Origin of the sequence: Novosphingobium sp. KACC 22771, assembly GCF_028736195.1 — a bacterium.
Lineage (GTDB): Bacteria > Pseudomonadota > Alphaproteobacteria > Sphingomonadales > Sphingomonadaceae > Novosphingobium.
On sequence record NZ_CP117881.1, the window covers coordinates 2521931 to 2542892 of the forward strand.

Here is a 20962-nt window from a genome sequence, read left to right on the forward strand (position 1 = left end):
TGCCCACCCGTTGGTTGTGCAGAGGAGAAAGATGATGGTCGAAACCCAAAGCATGATCCACGAAGACGCCCTGCCCGGCAATGAGCACGCACTCGATCCCAAGCCCGAGTGGCAGCCGCGCTATCCCGGATCGGGCCGCTTGCAAGGCAAGGTCGCGGTGATAACCGGCGGCGACAGCGGCATCGGGCGGGCGGTGGCGGCGCTCTTTGCGCGCGAAGGGGCCGATATTGCCATCATCCATCTGATGGAGGAGGAGGATGCGGCGCAAACCCGGCGCATCGTCGAGGCCGAGGGGCGGCGCGCCTTGACCATCCGGGCCGATATCGGCGACAAATCAGTTTGTGACGCGCTGGTCCGCCAGATCATCGACGGTTTGGGCCGCATCGACATTCTGGTCAATAATGCGGGCGAGCAGCATCCCGACGCGAACATCACCGACATTACCGAAGCCCAGTTGCTGCGCACTTTCCAGACCAACATATTCGCCATGTTCTATATGGTTCAGGCCGTCCGCCCGCATCTGGGCCAAGGCGCGGCCATCATCAACACCACCTCTGTCACCGGCTATGCGGGCAGCAAGAACCTGCTGGATTACAGCGCGACCAAAGGGGCGATCACGGCCTTTACGCGCTCGCTGTCGGAAAATCTGGTGAAGGAGGGCATACGGGTCAATGCCGTGGCGCCGGGACCAATCTGGACCCCGCTCAACCCCTTTGGCGGGGCGGACCCGGAAAAGGTCAGGCATTTTGGCGAATCAACGCCGATGGGCCGTGCCGGACAGCCCAATGAGGTCGCGCCCGCCTTCCTGTTTCTGGCCTGCGAGGATTCCAGCTATATGTCGGGGCAAGTCCTGCACCCCAATGGCGGCATCATTATCAACGGCTGAGCCATGACCCTATCAGCCCGCAGGATGATCCCCGATCATATCCTGCGGGCGCATCAGGCGGTCATAGGTTTCTGCATCGACAAGCCCGCTTTCCAGCGCCGCCTGACGCAGGGCGATGCCGCGTTTATGGGCGTCCTTGGCGATCCCGGCGGCCTTCTCATAGCCCATATGGGGCACCAGCGCCGTCACCAGCATCAGCGAGAGGTCAACAAGGCGGCCCAGCCTTTCACGATCAGGCTGCATCCCGGCCAGCGCATGGGCAACAAACCCATCCATCGCGCAACCCAGCAACGTGACCGAGCGCAGCACATTCGACCCGATCTGCGGCATGAAGGTGTTGAGTTCGAGATGCCCCTGCATCCCGCCGACAGTGGTGGCCATGCCGTTGCCGATCACCTGAGCGCAGACCATGGCCATCATTTCGCATTGCGTCGGATTGACCTTGCCGGGCATGATCGAACTGCCCGGCTCGTTTTCGGGCAGCAGCAATTCGCCCAGCCCCGCGCGCGGCCCCGATGCCATCAGGCGGATGTCATTGGCAATCTTGGTGAGCGCGCCGGCCAATTGCACCAACGCCCCCTGAAGCCCCACCAGCGCGTCACGGCTGGCCAACGCCTCGAAACTGTTGCGCGCAGGCCGGAAGGGCAAGCCGGTCAATTGCCCGATTTCCGCGATGACCGCCGCGCGAAAACCCGCCGGGGCATTCAGCCCGGTGCCGACCGCTGTCCCGCCCTGCGCCAGTTCCCACAATGCCTCGCCCGCATGGCCAATCGCCTCGCGCGCACGGTCGATCTGCGCGGCATAGCCGGAAAATTCCTGTCCCAGCGTCAGCGGCACGGCATCCTGAAGATGGGTCCGCCCGATTTTGACCACATCGGACCAGCGCTCCTGTTTGCCGCGCAAATCGTCATAAAGCCGATCGAGCGCGGGGCTGAATTGCTCCACCATCGTCCGCCGGATTGCGATATGCAGCGCGGAGGGAAAGCTGTCATTGGAGGACTGGCCCCGGTTCACATGGTCATTGGGGTGGACCGGCGCCTTGCCGCCGCGCTGTCCGGTCAGCATCTCATTGGCCCGCCCGGCGATCACCTCGTTGACGTTCATGTTGGTCTGCGTGCCCGACCCTGTCTGCCAGATCGCCAGCGGGAATTGATCGTCATGCGCGCCATCAATCACCTCGCGCGCGGCGGTTTCGATGGCATCGGCCAGCGCAGGGTCCAGACCATGGCGCCGATGGACACGGCAGGCCGCCAGCTTGATGACCGCCAGCGCATGGATGATGGGCAGCGGCATCCGTTCGGTCGGCGGGAAAGCAAAGTTGGTCAGGCTGCGCTGGGTCTGCGCGCCCCAATAGGCGTCGGCGGGAACCTCGATGGCCCCCATGCTGTCGCTTTCCATCCGAAAGCGGGCGAACGTATCGGGGGAAGTCATGGGAAAGCAGCCTCCGCAACAGCGCGGCCGGTCATGCCGCGCGCTTCATCCTGCCATTCCTGCCCATCAAGCGCAAATGGGAGGCCGAATTTTACATCGATTTTTGCGCGCCTTACCGTACAAGCCGCATATTCGGCTTAGGCATGGATGAAGCATTGGCAAGGCAAGCTATGGGCGGAGGTGCCGCATGGCTGACGATCAAAAAACCCGCCCGGCCTCGGTGCTTGGGCCTCTGGGCGAAACACTCACGCTCCAAACCTTGCCCTCGCCCGAAACGCGCCGCTGGGTTCCTCGGCGCAAAGCCGAGGTGGTGGCGGCCGTCAATGGCGGGCTGCTGACCGCGGCCGAGGCATGCAGCCGCTATGCCCTTTCGTTGGAGGAATTTGCCAGTTGGCAGCGCGCCGTCCACCGCAACGGCCTGAACGGCCTGCGCGCAACCAGAGCCCAGCACTATCGCGATCTCCATCAGCGCCAATTGCGCAGCGGCCATGATGACGAACCGGCGTGATGATCGCCGTCGCCCTGTCGGGCGTCAGGAGTTCTTCGCCTCGGAAATCATCACGAACTGTTCGAGCAGGTCGATCATCTCGGCGGTATTCTTCACGCCTGTATGTAGCAGGTTTTCAACCTTGTCCGCCACGAACAGCGAAGGCCCCGCATAGGCCAGCGACCAATTGCTGAACACCCGTTCGGCCCGGCCGCCGCTCAGGAATGTGACGATGTGATGATGGCGCCGGTCGGCCAGCACATTGCGCCGAAGGGCCGCGAGACTCTCGGCGGGGCCTTCCAGAAACTGGACAAAGCGCGATCCGGTGAACAGCAGGGCGCCCGTCACATTCATCGAGGCGTTGCGCGCGATGGATTGTTCGACAATCGCATCAACCGCCCGCTGCGCCCAAGCCGCAGGCAAGGCGCAGCGACTGGCATAAAGCCAGCCGACCAGACCGAAGCGATGCGGCGCCGGATGAGTCATGGGACGGGCGCTCCTGTTTTCATGCCGCATCTTCATCCGAACCGGCAATCCCGGCCAAGGTGGCAAACCGGATCAGGGCGACGAGATTATCCATGCGCAATTTCTGCATGATGTTGCCGCGATGCATTTCCACCGTCCGCACGCCGATCTGCAGATCGTCGGCAATCTGCCGATTGGTCATGCCCGTCACGATCCGTTTGAGCACATCCTCCTCCCTTGGGGTCAGATGGGCACGAAGGGCGGCGGCCTCGCCGATGAACTGCTGCTGGGCCACCTTTGCGGGCAGGATTTCATAGGCATAGTCCAATGCCAGCCGCACCTTGGCCATGGGACAGGGAATGGTCAGGCAATCGACCGCCCCGGCCCGCAGCGCCTGAACGGCCTCGCGGATCGTGGGATCGACGCACATGACGATGACCGGCATGTCCGAGCGCTGGGCCAGCAGGGCGCGGATCGTATCCAGCCCCCCGCTGTCCTGATGGCGAACGGCCAGCAGCACGCAACCGGACGGAAGATAGGAGGCCGCCTCGATCAGATCGTCGCCTGAGGAAAAGGCTCGCGTCTCCAGCCCCTGATGCCGCAAAGCCAGGGCGAACCGTCGCCGATAGGACGCATCGCTATCTACGATATAGGCCACGCGGTTTTTGAACACGACTTTGCTCAATCCAAGCCCAGATCAACCGGGAATACTGATTTTTACGTGGAAGCAAAGTTAAAACCCATCCCCGGCATAAGATACCGTAGCACTACGGTAGGCCCGGCAACGGGAAGCTTGACAGCGCCGCGTTTCTCCCGATGAGACAGCTTTGGCCCGCCGGGCCTTTCAGGCAAAACGCACGGTTTTGACGCGGAAAATCGCAAGCGGCAGTGGGGCATCGGCTACGACACGCGCAATGGCATCGGCGGTTTGGCGAGCGCCAGCCGGGTCAACGCCAAAGATGTGACAAAAAGACGAAACCGGCTGCGGCGGCGCCATGCCCGGCTTGGCAATCAATTCGGCGACATCATCGCGGATTAAACCCGGCAGACCGAGGGCGTCGATCCGCGCCGCGCCATCCCCCTCTCCCAAGGCCACGATCAACTTATCCCCCGCCTCGGCATCGCCCAGCCCTGTATCGGCGCGCAGGGCATAGCCCGATCCATGGCCGAGAAAATTGGGCTCATCATCGGCCATGGCGCGCGCGGCTGGGCTGGTAAAGGCGAGCGCCATCGCCTCGGGATTGTCAAATTGCAGCTCGACAAAGCCATCGGCGCGCAGGAACGGCGCGCCCGGCATGGCGAACTCTTCTACGACATGGTTCTGAACATAGCCGCGCAGCCCCGGCAGATCGGCAATGAAGCGCCCATGGCGCAGCCATCCCTGCAAGAATTGCTCCCGCGTATCGCCCTCACGCCGGACCAGCACCGACATCCTTTTGAACATGGCTGCTCCCTTCAGGCGATGGAGGCGCCGCCATCCAGCGTGACAATCGTGCCGGTGGCATAGCCGGTCGCGGCCAGCAGCAGCAGTTGACGGGCAATTTCCTCGCCCGCGCCCACCCGGCCCGCCGGATAGGTCGCGCCGATCCGGGCATACATGGCGGCCTGATCCTCCTGGCTCATATGCGACCACATGCCGCCCGCCACCACGGCCGGGGACACCGCATTGACTCGCACCGGTTTGAGTTCGAGCGCCAGCCCCTGCACCAGACTTTCGAGCGCGCCATTGATCGCCCCCATCAGCGCGCGCCCCGCCACCGGCCGCGTGGCCAGAAAGCCCGCAACCACCGAGAGCGACCCGCCCGGCGCGATCCGGGCCGAGCGGGCCAGATGATAAAATCCCCAGAACTTGCTGTCGAAGGCCTGCCGCGCATCGGGCAGAGGCAGGTCGCGCACCGGGGCGATCTTCACATCCGATCCGGTCACAATGATGTGGTCCCAGATGCCCGAGGTTTCGCCAAATCGCGCCACAGCCTCCGCATCGATCAGGTCGAGCACGGCATGCTGCGCGCCATGCCCGATCTGCGCGACGGCCTTGGTCAGTCGCTCCGGTGAACGCGCGGCTATGGTCACTTGCGCCCCATATTGCGCGGCCATTTGGGCGCTCGCCAATCCGATGCCGGAGCTGCCGCCAGCCACCAAAATCCGTTGCCCTGCAAAATCGAACATGCGCCTCTCCCTGTGCCGATTGGCCCAAGGCGGTGGCACGCATCGCGCGGACCGGCGATGGCTATGACTGCACATTAGCGATGCCTGATCGCCTTCCTCGCCAATGCTGGTGGGCGCCTAGGCGCGCGCCTGACCCGAGGAGGCCACGACCGAGGGGGGATAAACCGGCCCCAGCGGAGCGGGTGTCTCGATCAGTTGGGCAACGGCCTCCGCGCTGATCGGGCGGGAGAACAGGAAGCCCTGAAACTGGTCACAACCGCATTGCAGCAGCCGGGCGCGCTGGCCCTCGGTTTCCACGCCTTCGGCGATCACGTCGAGATCCAGCGCCTGCGCCAATTGGATAATCGCCTGAATGAGACGCACGGCATCCTCATCCTCGTCATCCAGATTGCGGACAAAGGCGCGGTCGATCTTGATCCGGTCCACAGCAAAACGCTGCAGCGAGGACAGGCTGGAATAGCCCGTGCCGAAATCGTCGAGCGCGATGGCAAAGCCTTCCTGCTTGAGCGTGGCGATATTGTCGCGCGTGGCCGCATCATCACCCAGCAGCACGGTTTCGGTGATCTCGAATTCATACTGGCGCGGATCGATAGCGTGTTCGGCCACAAGGCGGCTGATCATTGTCATGAAATTGGGCGTCCGCAATTGCAGCGCCGACACATTGATGGCCACCGGCACGCCATGCCAATTGCGCGTTTCGGCAAACACCCGCCCGACGATAAAGGCGCCCAATTGCGCGATCAGCCCGCTTTCCTCGGCCAGCACGACAAAGGCATTGGGCGGGATCAGGCCCTTTTCCGGGTGGTTCCACCGCACCAGCGCCTCAACCCCGCGCATGCGGCCATAGGCGTCCACCTGCGGCTGATAGACCATGTGCAGCATGTCTTCGTTGAGCGCTTCGCGCAGGTCCATTTCCAATTGGCGCCGGACGCGCAGCGCGACATCCATTTCCGTTTCAAAGAAAGTGGCCCGATTGCGACCCTTTTCCTTGGAGCAATAGAGCGCCAGATCGGCCTGACGCAGCACCTCGCTGGCCGAAATCTCGGGGTCGTTGATGATGGTGATGCCGATCGAGCAGCCGATCTCGACCATCTGGCCATCAATATCAAAGGGCCGCGAAAAGGCATTGATGATACGCTCGCTCAAATGCGCCGCACCGGCCGCACCGGAATGCGGTTGCAGGATGACAAACTCATCGCCGCCAAGGCGCGCCACCGTGTCGGTTTCGCGCAGCATATCGGACAGGCGGCGCGCCGCCGCCCGGATCAGCGTGTCGCCCGCCGGATGGCCAAGCGTGTCGTTAACCTCCTTGAACCGATCGAGATCAAGGCACAGCACCGCCACATCCATGCCCGAACGCCGCGCCAGAGAGCGCAGTTGATTAAGCCGTTCAAACATCAGCGCCCGATTGGGCAATTGCGTCAGCGTGTCGTGGAAAGCCAGATGGCGCGCCCGCGCCTCGGACAGGATCAGACCGCGCGCATAGCGATGCGTCTGGCGCGCAAGGCTGGCGCCCAGCAGCAGCAGCAGCAGCAGCATGGCCACCATCGGCCACATCAGCCGCACCAACAGGTCGCTGCCCGGATTGCGGCGATCCCATGCCAGCCCCGCCACCACCTTGCCGCTCAGATCCTGAAGCGGGAGGACCGCCGTCTTGCTGTCCGTGTTCAGATCGGTGGTGACGCGGAAATTGTTGACCATTTTGCCCACGCCAAAGATCGAGAGCACGGAGTGATCCACCGGCGCCATGGTCACCACCACCGGCGCACCGACCGCGCCCGCACGCGCGCGCACCAGCGTCGAGGTCATGATATACAACTGATTGTCGGAGAACAGGATATTGGTGAACTGGATCGGCGCCGGCAAGGCATCGACCTTGCTGGCCGGGATCGTGGCCTCCGCGATGCGGGTCTGGCTCAACAGTCCGGCCATGGCGGCGGCATAGGCGGGGCTGATCGCGCCGGGATCGACGCGGTGGCCATCGACGGCAAAGAACACCGGCCGGTTGCGCCCGTCCACCACAATCAAGCGGGTGATATTGTTGCGATCCAGAAAATAGCGCGCCAGATTGCTCTCGACCCAGGCCGGATCAAACGTGCCCGTCAAATGACGCAGCGCATCCCCCGATTCCAGCCGCGGCTGAACCATGGCGGCAAAGTTGGTCAATCGGTTGCGATAGCCCCGCTCGGCGGTCTGGGTCTGCATCGAGAGGGCGACATCGTCAAATTGATTGACCATGACCGACACCACCAGCGACAACACCGCCAATACTCCAACGGCCAGGGCGATGACCGGGCCATAGACTCCGGCGCCAGCCTTCTCGGCGCGAGGGGTCTTGGAGTTGATCATGACCAGCGTAAGCCTTCCGTTGGCGTTGATTTATCAAAACATGCGGAGAATCTTTTTCGCGGAAAGCGATTTAATAAATGTACTTTCAAAATCGCCTTCCACGCTAGTCCGCATTAGCGCCTAGGTGCAATCATGCAGTACTCCAAAATGGATGCAGCCCCCGATCAAGGACGCTGTATTTCATGCTATAATTCAGCCCAAATAATGGATGCGGCGTTTTACGCGACACAAATCTGGTTGCGCCCGCCACGTTTGGCCCGATACAGCGCCGCATCGGCCGCCTCAAGCGCAACACGGGCGTTGGCATAGGCAAAAACATTGGCCACTCCACCCGAAAACGTAATGCGCCCAATGGGTAAATCGCTCTTGCGATTGACAAAATTGCGCCCTGCCAGTTGTTCGCGCGCATCGTCCAGCAATTGAAAGACTTGTGCGGGCGTTTTGTCACGAAACAACATGACAAATTCTTCCCCGCCATGGCGCGCCACATGGCATTTGTCATCCGAAAGGCGCTGAAGCGTTTGGGCAATGGCCTGAATGACACGATCGCCGGCTTCATGGCCATGGGTGTCGTTGATGCGCTTGAAATGGTCGATGTCGCAAAAGGCCAGACAGAGCGGCTCGATATGCGCCTGCGCCTCGCGATATTCGCTCTCCAGAACCGCCTCGAAGGCGCGGCGGTTGGGCAGGCCGGTCAGGTGATCGACATGAGCGTCGCGCTTGGCACGGTCGAGGCTTTTGCGCAGGGCGGTCGCCTCTTCTTCGCTGCGCCGCATGCTTTCTTCCAAAAGATGCGTCCGCTCGATCATCGCGCGGGTCAATTCGGCAAGGCTGGCGACAAACTCACCCCCTTCCGCACCGGGCAGAACGCTCACCACCTGCTCCAAAGCGGCGTGGTAAGAACCCGAATCGCTGCGCGCGCGCGCCGCCGTGCTGGTGAACACCTCAAGGCGGGAATTTAATCGATTAAGCATTTGCTGCGCATTCTCGCGCAACGCCACATCCTCTTCCTTCTCCGTCACCTGATCCAGCCAGGCCTGCGTGATCATCCGGTTCTCTTCCCGCATGACGCAGAATTTGCGCGCCAGCCGAGGCGAGGATCCCGAATAGGCGGCATGGACCGCCAGCAGGTTTTCCGGCGTTACTTCCAGTTTATTCTCGACGAAGAATTCTTTAATACGATCAATCAATTGTTCCCTGCGCACGTCGTTCAAGGACGTTGCATCAAGGTTTTGCGACATATTATCAAATTCAGCGGAGGAGGCCGAAGCCAACTTGAACAAGCGCAAAGCTGAATCCTTTGTGAGTAACGATTGCACTCCTGCCCGATTAGAACGAAGGTTCCTTCAAATGCGCCATGCCCCCTGCAACAAGATTCCCTTATTTGTGGGAAAAAAGCTTTAACCATATCGCTACACCCTAAGGGTTTAGCGCTTGTACCAAAGACCCAATACATTGGTCTAATAGGGTCCCGACTCGCTTGCAAAGAGGCGCAGCCGGGCGCATGCGCCGGGCCACCCCGACGGTCCACGGCTTTGTTCCCGGATCACTATCCCATTGTCGGGCCAACACAATCGCAGGAGAAGCCCTCGCCATGTCTGCGCGCATTGCCCATCAAACGCTCAAATCCCGCATCACCAGCGCCGAACAGGCCGCCGCCCTGATCAATCCGGGCGACACGGTCGGCATGAGCGGATTTACCGGTTCGGGTTATCCCAAGGCGGTGCCGCCCGCGCTGGCCGCGCGCATCGAGGAAGCCCACCGTGCGGGCGATCCGTTTCAGGTGCGCGTGTGGACCGGCGCCTCGACAGGGCCGGAGCTGGACGCCGCACTGGCCAAGGCCGATGGCATCGAATTCCGCCTGCCCTATAATTCCGACCCCATCGCCCGCGAAAAGATCAACGCCGGCCAGATGGACTATTTCGACATGCACCTCAGCCAGGTGGCGCCGATGGCGTGGCAGGGCTTCCTTGGCCCGCTCGACGTGGCGCTGGTCGAAGTGACCGCCATCAACGCCGACGGCAGCCTTGTGCCCTCCTCGTCGGTAGGCAACAACAAGACCTGGCTCGACCGCGCCGACCGCATCATCCTTGAGGTGAACAGCTGGCAGGCAGCCGAGCTGGAGGGGATGCACGACATCTATTACGGCACCCGCCTGCCCCCGCATCGCGTGCCGATCCCCCTGACCCGCCCGGATGACCGCATTGGCCAGCCCACGCTGCAATGCGATCCAGACAAGATCGTGGCGATTGTCGAAACCGACGCGCCCGACCGCAACCTGCCCTTTGACGCGCCGGGCGAAACGGCGCTGCGCATCGCGGGCCATCTGCTCGATTTCCTCGCCAATGAGGTCAAGCAGGGGCGGATGCCGGAAAACCTGCTGCCGCTGCAATCGGGCGTGGGCAATATCGCCAATGCGGTGCTGTCGGGTCTGGTCAACAGCCCGTTTGAAAACCTCACCTCCTATACCGAGGTGATTCAGGACGGCATGATCGACCTGCTCGACGCGGGCAAGCTGCGCATGGCCTCGGCCACCTCTTTCTCGCTGAGCCCCGAAGCGGCCGAGCGGATGAACAGCAACATGGCGGCCTACCGGGAAAAGATGATCCTGCGCCCGCAGGAAATCAGCAACCATCCCGAGCTGATCCGCCGCCTTGGCTGTATCGCCATGAACGGCCTGATCGAGGCCGACATCTATGGCAATGTGAACTCCACCCATGTCATGGGCAGCCGCATCCAGAACGGCATCGGCGGCAGCGGCGACTTTGCCCGCAACGCCTATGTCTCGATCTTCATGACGCCCAGCACCGCCAAGGGCGGAAAGATCAGCGCCATCGTGCCGCAAGTCGCCCACGTGGACCATATCGCCCAAGACGTTCAGGTGGTCGTGACCGAACAAGGCCTTGCGGACCTGCGCGGCCTGTCGCCAAAGCAGCGCGCGCTGGCCATCATCCAGAACTGCGCTCACCCCGACTTCCGCCCGATGCTGGCCGATTATTATGATCGCGCGCTCAAGGGCTCCTATGGGCTGCATGCGCCCTCGCTGCCCGGTGAAGCGTTGAGCTGGCATCAGCGGTTTATCGAGACGGGGTCGATGAAGGTTTAACTTCGGCGGGGTGTTTTATGCCTCCGGCGGGGTGTTATGTGCCTCCGGCGGGCAAAGGGTCTCGACCCTTTGCAATCCCCATACTGTATTCGTCGCGTTCTGGCTCGGCCTTGGGTTTGGGGTGCGGCGTTGAAAATTAAAAGCCTGCGGCGCCTATGATAGCGCCGCAGGCTTTAATCATTCTGGAGCCGGCACAAGGCCGCCATTTCACGCCACCCCATCATGGGATTGCTAAGGGACAAGTCCCTTAGCCCGCCGGAGGCATTCTAAAGCCCCCAGCCTCAATCCTCCAACGGCACCCCCGGCAAATGCTTCGACGTGCGAATCGTCAGCGAGGTTTTCACACTGGCTACATTGGGCGCAGGAGTCAGCTTGCTGGTCAGGAATTCCTGAAAGCTTTGCAGATCGCGGCTGACGATTTTGAGGATGAAGTCGATTTCGCCATTCAGCATATGGCATTCGCGCACTTCGGGCAGGCCGCGCACATGGTCCTCGAACCCGCGCAACGCTTCCTCGGCCTGGCTTTTTAGCGAGACCATGGCGAAGACAGTGATCGAAAAGCCCAGCTTGGCCCCATCCAGCTCGGCGTGATAGCCGCGGATGACCCCTTCCTCCTCCAATGCGCGCACCCGGCGCAGGCAAGGCGGCGCGGTGAGCCCGACGCGTTGGGCCAATTCGACATTGGTAACGCGGCCCTCGTCCTGCAATTCGGCCAGCAAGCGCCGGTCGATCTGATCAAGGTTGGCCATAAGCCCGGAAATTCCCCAATTGCGGCCCGCGGATCGCGGCGGAAAGACCCTTCCTGTCGGCTGGGTCGCCAAAGATGAAAGAATCAGCCCATCTGTTGCGGGCCGTGCTAATATTATTATCTATGGCCGCAATCGTCCCACATTGCAACGCCACCGCGCTACGTGCTTTCGCCTGCGCGCAGGTATGATAAGGTGCACCATAAAGTTGTACACAGGTTCCGCACGCAATCCTAACCTCTCGCTAGGATTTAACACCGTATTGGCTTGGAAAGGCCACCTGAAACACCATAACTGCTGATACACACAACCATGCGCTATGACGACCGCCTTGCCACCGCCCTTCGCCTGACGCCAGTCGGGCAAGGCGTCGCGCGCATTCAGTTCCGGCAATTGCTGGACCTGCTGGGCACGCTGCCGGTTGAGGAACAGGGCGAGATGGTGGATCTGGCCTATATCCGCCTTGGTGAGCTGGGCGGCCGGATTCCGGCGGCAGATCGCGCGGCCATCCTGCGCCAGCCCGGTCTGCGTCTGCGCGCGCCCCGTCTGGTGGCCACGCTTGCGGGGGCCGAACCGGTGGTGTCGCTCGCCGCGCTCCACGCCGCGCAATTGAGCGATGAACAATGGGTGGACCTCATTCCCGCGCTGCCGCTGGCCTCGCGCGGGACGCTGGGGATGCGGCGTGATCTTGGGCCGGGCGCGCGGGCGCTGCTGGCGCGACTCGGCATCGGCGATCCCGCTCTGGCGGCCGCGCCCGCATCAAACACCGCCGCGCCAGAGCCTGTGGCCGCCAAACCTCTCGCCGAAGCGCGTGCGTCCTCTCCTCCGGCCCCGCCTCCCCCCGCCGCGCCGGTCAGCCCGCCACGAGCATCGGCCTATCAGACATCGGCCCCCGTGGCCGAGGATACGATCGGCGCGCTGGTCCGCCGAATCGAAGCCTTTCGTCAGGCGCGCGAAAACAATATGGCCGCAGAGGCCAACCGCCCGGCCCCGCCCAAAAAGACCAGACCGGGCCAGCCCATCCAGTCCTTCGATTTTGCCAGCGATGGCGAAGGCCGCATCGTCTGGGCCGAGGCGCGGGTTGCGCCGATGGTGGTCGGCTATGGGCTGGGCGGCAATGGGCCGGGCGCCAATGCGGTCCGCCTGCACCAACCCTTCCGCGCGGTGATGATCACGCTCTCGGGCGCTCCGGCCATTGCGGGTGAGTGGCAGGTGGATGCCGTGCCGCGCTTCGATCCGCTGGGCGGGCGCTACATCGGCCATCTCGGCCGGTTTCGGCGGCCCGCGACGATGGCCGTATCGCCCGCCCCCGCCGCCCCGGCGCAGGACAGCGAAACCGACCGCCTTCGCCAGTTGCTCCATGAATTGCGCACGCCGGTCAATGCCATTCAGGGCTTTGCCGAGGTGATCCAGCAGCAATTGTTCGGCCCCACGCCGCATGAGTATCGCGCTCTGGCCGCCGTCGTTGCGGCCGACAGCGCGCTGATGCTGGCCGGGTTTGAGGAACTTGACCGCTATGCAAGGCTGGAAAGCGGCAGCTTGGCGCTGGCTCGAGGCGAATGCGATCTGGCCGCCGCGCTCGACGTGCTCGTGTCGCGCCTGGCGAGCGATGCGCGCGCTCCTGCATTGCGGCTAGAGGGGCATGAGCGCCCCCGCCCCGTTGCGCTGGACGGGACCGAGGCGGAGCGGCTGTGCTGGCGCCTGCTGGCCACGCTGGCGGGCAATGGCAAGGCGGGAGAACCCATGGCCATCCGGCTGGAGCATCGCGCCGACACGATCCTCGCCAGCTTCACCTTGCCGCAATCGCTGGCGGGCCTGAGTGACGAGGAGCTGTTTCACGGCGCCGCCCCCGCAACGCATCAGCCCGGCGCGGGCATGTTCGGCACCGGCTTTGCGCTGCGTCTTGCCGCCGCCGAGGCGCGAGCTGCCGGGGGCAGCCTGACCCGCCAGCATCAGCAACTTTTGCTTACATTACCGGGCTTGACCCTACCGATCGTTAACCTTAGCCAAGTACCTGAAATCAGGCCCGAGGCGTGTGAAACGCCGGTGGCTTGATTGCTTTGCGCGGCAGGGGGCCCGATTTGTCTTTTCATCAAATTACCGACCAGCCCGCGCCGGACGCCTTTGTCCATTTCCGCCAGGGCACCGGACAGCGCTTTGTGGTCACGATCGATACCGAAGAGGAATTCGATTGGACCAAGCCGCTGACGCGCACCCGGCACCGGGTCGATACGGTATCGCGCCTGCGCAAGTTTCAGCAGTTTTGCGAAGGCTTCGGCATCGTTCCGATCTATTTGATCGACTATCCGGTGGCCACATCGGCGTTGGCCTCGGAATTGCTGCGCGATGCGGTGATCGCCGGGCGGGCCGAGGTCGGCGTTCAGTTGCATCCTTGGGTTAACCCGCCTTATGAAGAGGAGGTTAATCAATATAACAGCTTTTCAGGCAACCTGCCCTTCGCGCTCGAACGGGCCAAGTTTCTGAAGCTGCACGCCACGATTGCGGAAAATTTCGGCGCGGCGCCCATGATCTATCGCGCCGGGCGCTATGGCATCGGGCCCAACACCGCCGATGTGCTGCATGAGGCCGGGGTGGCCATCGACACCTCGGTCCGCTCGCGATTTGATTACAGCGGATGGGGCGGCCCCAATTTCCGCGACCTGCCGCTGCGGCCCTATTGGGTTGACGAACCGGGTCGTCTGATGGAAATGCCGCTGACCACGGTGTTTTCCGGCCTGCTGCGGCGCTATGGCCAATGGCTCTATCCGAAATTGTCGCGCTTTGACCGGCTGCGCGGGGCGATGGCGCGCTTTGGCCTGCTCGAACGCATTCCCCTGACGCCAGAGGGCGTGACGGTGAGCGAGGCGCTGCGCGCGGTCAATCTGGCGGTGGACGAGGAACTGCCGGTCATCGTCCTGTCTTTCCACAGCCCCTCGCTCTGTCCCGGCCATACGCCCTATGTCCGCACTGAGGCCGATCTGGACGAGATGTATGAATGGTGGCGCCAAGTGTTTGAATTGTTGATCGCACGCGGCGTCCAACCAACCAGCGTGCGCGAAGTGATGGAGAGCACTCTCTTCGATTGAAGCCCTTGCCTGTTGCGCATGGCGCGGCTAACGCGAGGCGGCGCATGATGCGCAAAGCATGGCTTGGGGCCTGTAGCTCAATGGTTAGAGCTGGCCGCTCATAACGGCTAGGTTGCGGGTTCGAGTCCTGCCGGGCCCACCATGCTTTGCCCTCCCCCGGCACGTATGCTGAGAAAAGGGGAGCCGCCGCTCCCCTTTTGCCCCATCAATTGGCGACCGCGACCACGCCGGCATTTTCCACCTTGGCCAAAGGCGCAGCCGGAGCCAGAGGGGCGGCCTGGAGCGGGGCGGCGCCGGCCGGGATGGTGAAGGAAACCGGATCGGCGGTATGGGCGCGCAATTGCTGGCCATTGGTCAGAGTTGCCGAATGGCCGGTGACAAAGGCGCCAAACACGCCCACGGCCACCACCGCACCCACCGCAGCCCCGGCATTGCCCTGCCCTTCGCTGCGATAGCTGCCGTTAAGCGGGATGACGCGATCGCCCAGTTTCAGCGAATTGAACGTCACCTCCAGCTTGGCCGATTTGCCAAAGGCGCCCTTGCCGGTGCGATAGCTCACGCTTGCCTCGCCGGGCGTGCCGCGCGGGATCAGGACATAGCCATCCTGCATCACGTCAAAGACGGTAGAAATCTTGAACTTGTCACCAACTTTGAGCGATTTTGAAGAAAGCGTATCATTGGGCGTCACCACCACTTCTGTATTGGGCGAAAGTGTGATGATCCTGCCCGCATTGGTTTGCGCAGTTGCAGCATTTGCCGAAACCAACAGAACCGCCGGAATAATATACTTGAACACGAGCCCCTCCCGCTTAAAACAGGGCAAGATCGCCCTATCGACATGGCGCGTTCATCTTGGTTCGGCCCAAGTCTTTCAAGGAAGGCTGCGATCATAACGGACCCATCATCCGGCAAGCACCAGCGGCGCGATCCGTATCAGCCCGTCGTAACCGGCGATAAACCGGCGTTTTTTGCGCGGCCATTTTGGCGCTATCCCCACTGCGCTGCCAAATCCCCCGTTTTTCCCCTTGCGCTATCTCCGCGTCAATTCTAGGGGCTTGGCCGTGTCGGGGAGTAGCGCAGCCTGGTAGCGCATCTGCTTTGGGAGCAGAGGGTCGCAAGTTCGAATCTTGTCTCCCCGACCAAGTCTCAATTTCACCACATATCAAACCGTCTCACTGACGCATGAAACCGTTGCAAATGCGCGGTTTTTTGCTCATGGGGCCGTCGCTCGGCGTCTCATGGTATCGCACCCCTGCGCAAGCGCGTTGGGGGCGTTTTCGGGGCGTCTGCGTTTGGTCGTGGGGGCGTTGGATGTTGACGGACAAGGAGTGCAGAGCAGCCAAGGCGGGGCCAAAGCCCGTCAAGCTGTTCGATGCGCACGGCCTGCACCTTCTGGTCAGCACAACCGGCCACAAGAGTTGGCGTCTGAAGTATCGGGTGGACGGCAAGGAAAAGCAAATAGCTTTTGGGGCCTATCCGGCCATGCGGCTGAGCGAGGCGCGCGCATTGAGCGCGGCGGCGCGCAAGACGTTGCAGGACGGTTCGGACCCGGCGCTGGAGTTTGGCAAGAAGGCCAAAAAGCGGCAGCTGGCGACCAATCCGTCGATGACCTTCGAGTCGGTTGCCAAAACTTGGCACGGCGAACAAAAATCCAATTGGAAACCTCGCTATGCGCAGGAGGTTATCAGCAGCTTGGAACGCGATATCTTCCCCAGCTTGGGCAAGATGGACGTACGGAAAATCCGGGCCAAGAATGTGCGCGAAGCGTTGCAGGCCGTGCAATCGCGCGGCGCGCTGGAAACGGCGCACAGGCTGCTCCAGCGGATCGGATCGGTGTACGAGTATGCCATTTCGGAGGAACTGGCCGAGATCGACCCGACAACGGGCGTCACGCCCTCGCTCAAGAAGGTTTTGAAGCGGCGGCAACCGGCGGTGCTATCCATCGAACGCGCCCGGTCGTTTCTCAAGGCTTACGAGGCCACACCGGGGCATCCCAGCACGAAGCTGGCCTCGCGGCTATTGGCTTTGACCGCTGCGCGCCCCGGCATGGTGCAAATGGCCGAGGTGAACGAGTTTCATGGGCTGGACGGCAAGGAACCCGTCTGGACCGTGCCAGCGGAAAAAATGAAATTGCGTCTGGCCGAGGCGGATCAGGAAGCGTTCGACTTCACCATGCCGCTGTCCCGGCAAGCCGTGGCCGTGGTGAAAGCCGCGTTGAAAATGGCGGGCAAGCGGCAGTATCTGTTTCCATCGGCGCGGCATTCAAAGCGGCCCATCACGTCGAACGCGCTGAATGTGGCGTATCGGCGCGTTGGTGGATGGGAGGGGCAGCACGTCCCGCATGGGTGGCGAGCCACGTTCTCGACCATCATGAACGAGCGGGCCGCAACAGCCGAACGGGACAGCGACCGCAAGATTATCGACCTGATGCTGGCGCATGTGCCCAGCGGGGTCGAGGGCCGGTACAACCGCGCCGCGTATATGCCTCGGCGCAGGCAGATCGCGCAGGAATGGGCCGACTTGCTCTGCGTGGGGCTGGCCAGTCTGGAATCGCTGCTGGAATTGCCGCGCCACTGATCGCAACCGGGGAGGCCGCACAATGAGCGCGGTTTCCTTTGGTTCGCTGCTTGGCAGCATAGCCGCCAAGACCACCGCGCAGCCGGTCGGGATCTGGCGCTCAACCTTTGATGTGGACGATCTGCGCGCGCAGGTGGGCCGCCGCTTTGGCGATGGCAGCATCGAGCAGTCGCTGGACGTGGTCGAGGCCATCAACAAGACGGCGATGGCATGGGCCAAGGAACACCGGCCAGAAGACCGCTCTTGGCATTTCATGCTTCACGCTTTCCACACGCTGGACGCCATGCTGCGCAAGTTTATGGATTTCCAGAAGGGCACTTGCGAAGCCACCTATGAGATGATCGCGGCTGCTACTGGATTTGCCCGCCGCACCATCCATGCTCACATCATGGCCCTGCGCGATATGGGCTGGCTGGATTGGGTCCGCCGTTCGACCAAGGCCGAGGATGGTTCACATCGTCCCACAGCATCCAGCTATTTCGTTGAAGTCAGCCGCCTGCCCCGCGCCGCGCAAATCCACCTTCGCCAACTGCTCAACAAAAAGGGCCTCAAGATCGAGGACCATGCAGACCGCAAGGGTTCCGGCCCTACTCCCAACCGCGTCCAGCGCTTGGCCGAGCGCCTCGCCAAGGGCTATACGGGCGCCGTGGAGCGCCTCAAGGCCAAAACCCGGCGCAACAGCCTAGAGGCGGAGGCCGCGTTTGTGCGGGCGGAAATGGAGCTTATGGGCGACATTCCCACCGACAAGTGGGCCGAAATCCGCCACCCCGGCGATCTGGCCGCCCAGCAAGCCTATTGCGCCCGCCTCGGCATCCCTTTTTTTGGGGGCCATAGTGCAAATAGGGTCATTGATACCCCCCTTGCAGAACAAGGATAAAAGGAATGAAGCAGCTTAGGGCTGCTTCATACGTAATTTGACGATAAAGTGGCCCCCGATCCGAAGGCAAACAAGGCAATGATGCGCAAGGCCGCACCGTTGAACGGGGCCGCTTGCGCGGCCCCTTGGGCTTCCCAGAAGGGAAGGACGAAACCGGGGTGCGAGAACGCGACCGAGGCGCGCGCGGACAGGTCGCCGCAGGTGCATTGTGCTGCGTAATTACGCATTGCGGGGGTTTAGGGTCACTTGGGGCCAAAAATCCCGGTTTCCGGCCTGTACGGGGCGCATAGCGGCCCGGATGGGTGCATAATATCGACACAAAGAGCGCGAGGGCGAGGGGTGGGGGCAACGGCGATGCGCGGGGCGTGATCGCCGTTGCCCGGCCCGATTTTTCAGCGCCGCCCCGCCCTTCACCCAGACGCAAAAAGGGGCCGGGGATCGCGCCCCAGCCCCTGTCAGAGGCTTCAGAATGATGGCCGAGGCCCGCCGCCCCGGAAATGCCCCGCGCCTGTAAGGGGCTTAGAATGGATCAGCGGCGAACCTTGCGCCCCGCCTTTTTGGTCAGCAGGTCGGCGATGGCCTCCTCGAGCAGCGCTTGCACCGTGGTATCTTCCTCCACGGCCAGCATGCGAAGCTGCTGGCTTGTCTCGGCCGGAAAGTGGCCGCCGATCATCTTTGTTCCGGCCCGCGCCGTTGGTCGCTCCGCCGGGGCAAGCCCTTGGCTGGCCAGAGTGGGCCGCCCGCGCTTGCGCGCCGGGGCGACCGCCGCCTCGGCCACCGGCAAGTCCTGGGCAGAAGGTGCAACAGGATCAGCCGCCGCGCTCGATGCGCGGTTCAACATGGCTTGCAGCGAATTTCCGGTTTTTTTGGTCACTGGCCCGACTCCTTTGCCGCGCCGTATAGCCGTATATTTGTATAATCGTATAGGGCCGCGACTTCCTTTGCCGCCGCTCCGCTACGCTCAAATTCCTGCGCGGCCAGCCCCTGCCCCTGTGCGCGAAAGAACGCCTTGCGGTTGCCGATAGTGACCGGGCAAACCTCTGCGCCCAACTGGCCCATGGCCTCAATCGCGTCGGCTGTCTCTTGCCCTTGGGGCGAAACAAAGGTCAGAACCACCGCGACCGGCTTGTCCAGCTGGCGCGCAATGTCCAGCGTATGGGTCATGGCCATAGTGTCGAAAACCGCCGCCTTTGTCGGGATCAGGATAAGGTCGGCAAATTGGGCCGCCATCTGGGCCACGTCGCGCGCGACCGCCGCGCCGTCGATGATGACAAGGTCGGTCCCATGCTTGGCCGCCGCCGCGATCACCGGCCCCAACCGCACCGCCTGAAGCGATGAAACGGCGGGCGCTTCGGCTTCGCGCGCATCGCTCCAAAAGCTGGCCGTGGCTTGCGGGTCCAGATCGAGAATAGCAGTCGTTTTCCCATCGGCTTCCGCCGCCACGGCCAGACAGGTGGCCAGCGTGGTTTTGCCAACGCCGCCCTTTTGCGAGAGAACAGCAATTACCTTCATACGGCTATAATCCTATATGTGTATAAATGTATATGTCAGGCAGCCACCCTGCGCGCTTCACTCGCCGCCATGGCGTCGGCGTGGCATTCCTGACACCGCCACGGCCCGCGCCATCCGTTCAAACTGAAGGATGGATGGACCACGCCGCAATCGGCGCAATGGTCAGGTTTCCAATCTGGCCCCCGCACCTTCATTCCGCTTCGCCCCAGATCGGCATCGGCACCGCGATCAGGTCATGCGCGGAAAGCTCAAACCGGCGCATATTTGCCAGCGTGAACAGTACGCCCCCGCCGTCCCGGCCCGCCGCGTGAACGACCGGGCTGCACAGATTGGCGCGCAAGAATTCACGCGGGTCCGTGGATGGTTCGGCCTTCGTCAAAGTCATGAAACCGCCTCACTTTTTGCTCAATTCCTCTATTTATACATTTATATATTTATACACCTAGAGCAAGCCAAAAGTGGCCGATTTCCCAAAAAATCAAGCATGCCCCCGATTTTTCGTATATGCAAATAACCTCTTGCCATCGGGATTAAATGCATCTACAGAAAACCCATGCACACCGTTGTCGAAACCCCTGAATATCTCTCTGCCGCCAGCAAGGCCGGGATGACCGACGCCGAACGCATCGCCGCTGTTGATTTCATTGCCGCCAACCCCGACGCGGGCGTGGTGATCGAGGGCACCGGCGGATGCCGCAAGGTCCGCATCGCGCGCGAGGGCAAGGGCAAGTCCGGTGGCTATCGCATCATCACCTATCACACCCGGATCGATGCCCCGGTGTTTCTGTTGACGGTAATTTCCAAAACCCGCCAAGCCAATCTGACAGCGGCGCAAAAGGCGGAACTCAAGAAAGGCAAAGACCGATGAATGAGGAAGATTTTGCCAGCCTCAAGCGGGGGCTGGCCCAAGCCGAGGCGATGCTGTCCGGACAGGACGTGCCGGGCGCTGTCGTCCATACCCCGGAACAGATCGCGGCGCGCCGCAAGGGTGGCCGCCCCGCCGGTTCGGTCAAGGCCGATGCCAAGCAACAGGTTGCCATTCGGCTTGATCCTGATGTGCTGGCCTATTTCCGGGCTGGTGGGCCGGGATGGCAAACCCGCATCAATGATGTGCTGAAACAGGTGATCAGCGGGCAGGCATAAAAGGGGCGGCCACCATATCCCGCACCGCGCGCGAGACATGAGTCCAGAAATCGGCAGAGCGGCGCAAGGTCGCACCGCAAATGGTCAATCTGGTGCGAGATACAACCGCGTCCATTGAATTGCCCCGG

The 20962-nt window shown here is 62.4% G+C and carries 21 protein-coding genes and 2 tRNA genes; 11 read left to right on the forward strand and 12 right to left on the reverse strand.

The window, feature by feature from the left end:
* Positions 1-34: 34 nt before the first annotated feature.
* A complete protein-coding gene (locus PQ467_RS11520; protein ID WP_274176146.1) occupies positions 35-886 on the forward strand; it encodes an SDR family oxidoreductase in 852 nt (283 codons plus the stop codon).
* Between the two features lie 12 nt (positions 887-898).
* Here PQ467_RS11520 and PQ467_RS11525 read toward each other — a convergent pair whose 3' ends face one another.
* Complete coding sequence (locus PQ467_RS11525) at positions 899-2317, reverse strand: class II fumarate hydratase (protein ID WP_274173545.1); 1419 nt, start codon at positions 2315-2317, stop codon at positions 899-901.
* 187 nt (positions 2318-2504) lie between these two features.
* Here PQ467_RS11525 and sciP point away from each other — a divergent pair, with 187 nt between their 5' ends.
* On the forward strand, positions 2505-2825 hold the full coding sequence (gene sciP / locus PQ467_RS11530) for a CtrA inhibitor SciP (RefSeq protein WP_274173546.1): 321 nt from the start codon (positions 2505-2507) through the stop codon (positions 2823-2825).
* Positions 2826-2849: 24 nt separating this feature from the next.
* Here sciP and PQ467_RS11535 read toward each other — a convergent pair whose 3' ends face one another.
* The 6 genes from PQ467_RS11535 to PQ467_RS11560 form a co-directional block, all read right to left on the reverse strand.
* A complete protein-coding gene (locus PQ467_RS11535; protein WP_274173547.1) occupies positions 2850-3290 on the reverse strand; it encodes a BLUF domain-containing protein in 441 nt (146 codons plus the stop codon).
* A 19-nt stretch (positions 3291-3309) separates the two neighbouring features.
* Positions 3310-3942: a response regulator transcription factor gene (locus tag PQ467_RS11540; RefSeq protein ID WP_274173548.1), complete on the reverse strand. Its 633-nt coding sequence runs from the start codon at positions 3940-3942 to the stop codon at positions 3310-3312.
* 171 nt (positions 3943-4113) lie between these two features.
* Positions 4114-4713 carry an EthD family reductase gene (locus PQ467_RS11545; RefSeq protein ID WP_274173549.1) on the reverse strand — a complete coding sequence of 200 codons (600 nt, stop codon included), beginning with the start codon at positions 4711-4713 and terminating at the stop codon, positions 4114-4116.
* A gap of 11 nt (positions 4714-4724) precedes the next feature.
* A complete protein-coding gene (locus PQ467_RS11550) occupies positions 4725-5438 on the reverse strand; it encodes an SDR family oxidoreductase (RefSeq protein WP_274173550.1) in 714 nt (237 codons plus the stop codon).
* A gap of 117 nt (positions 5439-5555) precedes the next feature.
* Entirely contained in the window at positions 5556-7787 is a 2232-nt protein-coding gene (locus tag PQ467_RS11555) for a putative bifunctional diguanylate cyclase/phosphodiesterase (RefSeq protein ID WP_274173551.1), read from the reverse strand.
* 218 nt (positions 7788-8005) lie between these two features.
* The gene (locus PQ467_RS11560; protein ID WP_274173552.1) at positions 8006-8977 is read right to left on the reverse strand and encodes a GGDEF domain-containing protein; all 972 of its coding nucleotides are present in this window, start codon (positions 8975-8977) and stop codon (positions 8006-8008) included.
* Between the two features lie 404 nt (positions 8978-9381).
* Between PQ467_RS11560 and PQ467_RS11565 the strand changes: the two genes are divergently transcribed.
* Entirely contained in the window at positions 9382-10893 is a 1512-nt protein-coding gene (locus PQ467_RS11565; protein WP_274173553.1) for an acetyl-CoA hydrolase/transferase family protein, read from the forward strand.
* 281 nt (positions 10894-11174) lie between these two features.
* On the opposite strand, the gene PQ467_RS11570 is transcribed toward PQ467_RS11565, so the two are convergent.
* Positions 11175-11642, reverse strand: coding sequence for an Lrp/AsnC family transcriptional regulator (locus PQ467_RS11570; protein ID WP_168602778.1), 468 nt, complete (start codon positions 11640-11642; stop codon positions 11175-11177).
* Positions 11643-11951: 309 nt separating this feature from the next.
* Between PQ467_RS11570 and PQ467_RS11575 the strand changes: the two genes are divergently transcribed.
* The 3 genes from PQ467_RS11575 to PQ467_RS11585 all read left to right on the forward strand — a co-directional run bounded on the left by PQ467_RS11575 (position 11952) and on the right by PQ467_RS11585 (position 14867).
* Positions 11952-13694, forward strand: a complete 1743-nt coding sequence (locus PQ467_RS11575; protein WP_274173554.1) for a histidine kinase dimerization/phospho-acceptor domain-containing protein — start codon at positions 11952-11954, stop codon at positions 13692-13694.
* A gap of 26 nt (positions 13695-13720) precedes the next feature.
* Positions 13721-14725, forward strand: coding sequence for a polysaccharide deacetylase family protein (locus PQ467_RS11580; RefSeq protein WP_274173555.1), 1005 nt, complete (start codon positions 13721-13723; stop codon positions 14723-14725).
* A 66-nt stretch (positions 14726-14791) separates the two neighbouring features.
* A tRNA-Ile gene (locus tag PQ467_RS11585) sits at positions 14792-14867 on the forward strand.
* Between the two features lie 63 nt (positions 14868-14930).
* Here PQ467_RS11585 and PQ467_RS11590 read toward each other — a convergent pair.
* Positions 14931-15521, reverse strand: coding sequence for a hypothetical protein (locus tag PQ467_RS11590; protein ID WP_274173556.1), 591 nt, complete (start codon positions 15519-15521; stop codon positions 14931-14933).
* A 269-nt stretch (positions 15522-15790) separates the two neighbouring features.
* Between PQ467_RS11590 and PQ467_RS11595 the strand changes: the two genes are divergently transcribed.
* The 3 genes from PQ467_RS11595 to PQ467_RS11605 all read left to right on the forward strand — a co-directional run bounded on the left by PQ467_RS11595 (position 15791) and on the right by PQ467_RS11605 (position 18179).
* Positions 15791-15867 (forward strand) — tRNA-Pro (locus PQ467_RS11595).
* A 169-nt stretch (positions 15868-16036) separates the two neighbouring features.
* Complete coding sequence (locus PQ467_RS11600) at positions 16037-17302, forward strand: tyrosine-type recombinase/integrase (protein WP_274173557.1); 1266 nt, start codon at positions 16037-16039, stop codon at positions 17300-17302.
* Between the two features lie 22 nt (positions 17303-17324).
* Positions 17325-18179, forward strand: coding sequence for a hypothetical protein (locus PQ467_RS11605; protein WP_274173558.1), 855 nt, complete (start codon positions 17325-17327; stop codon positions 18177-18179).
* 529 nt (positions 18180-18708) lie between these two features.
* On the opposite strand, the gene PQ467_RS11610 is transcribed toward PQ467_RS11605, so the two are convergent.
* The 3 genes from PQ467_RS11610 to PQ467_RS11620 all read right to left on the reverse strand — a co-directional run bounded on the left by PQ467_RS11610 (position 18709) and on the right by PQ467_RS11620 (position 20076).
* Positions 18709-19053 carry a ribbon-helix-helix domain-containing protein gene (locus tag PQ467_RS11610; protein ID WP_274173559.1) on the reverse strand — a complete coding sequence of 115 codons (345 nt, stop codon included), beginning with the start codon at positions 19051-19053 and terminating at the stop codon, positions 18709-18711.
* The gene (locus PQ467_RS11615) at positions 19050-19691 is read right to left on the reverse strand and encodes a nucleotide-binding protein (protein ID WP_274173560.1); all 642 of its coding nucleotides are present in this window, start codon (positions 19689-19691) and stop codon (positions 19050-19052) included. Before PQ467_RS11615 ends, PQ467_RS11610 begins: the two co-directional genes overlap by 4 nt.
* Positions 19692-19881: 190 nt before the next feature.
* Positions 19882-20076 (reverse strand): hypothetical protein, encoded by a 195-nt coding sequence (locus PQ467_RS11620; RefSeq protein WP_274173561.1) that lies wholly within the window; start codon positions 20074-20076, stop codon positions 19882-19884.
* 168 nt (positions 20077-20244) lie between these two features.
* Here PQ467_RS11620 and PQ467_RS11625 point away from each other — a divergent pair, with 168 nt between their 5' ends.
* Positions 20245-20559: a type II toxin-antitoxin system RelE/ParE family toxin gene (locus PQ467_RS11625; protein WP_274173562.1), complete on the forward strand. Its 315-nt coding sequence runs from the start codon at positions 20245-20247 to the stop codon at positions 20557-20559.
* A complete protein-coding gene (locus PQ467_RS11630) occupies positions 20556-20834 on the forward strand; it encodes a BrnA antitoxin family protein (RefSeq protein ID WP_274173563.1) in 279 nt (92 codons plus the stop codon). The genes PQ467_RS11625 and PQ467_RS11630 overlap by 4 nt, the downstream gene beginning before the upstream one ends.
* Positions 20835-20962: the final 128 nt, after the last annotated feature.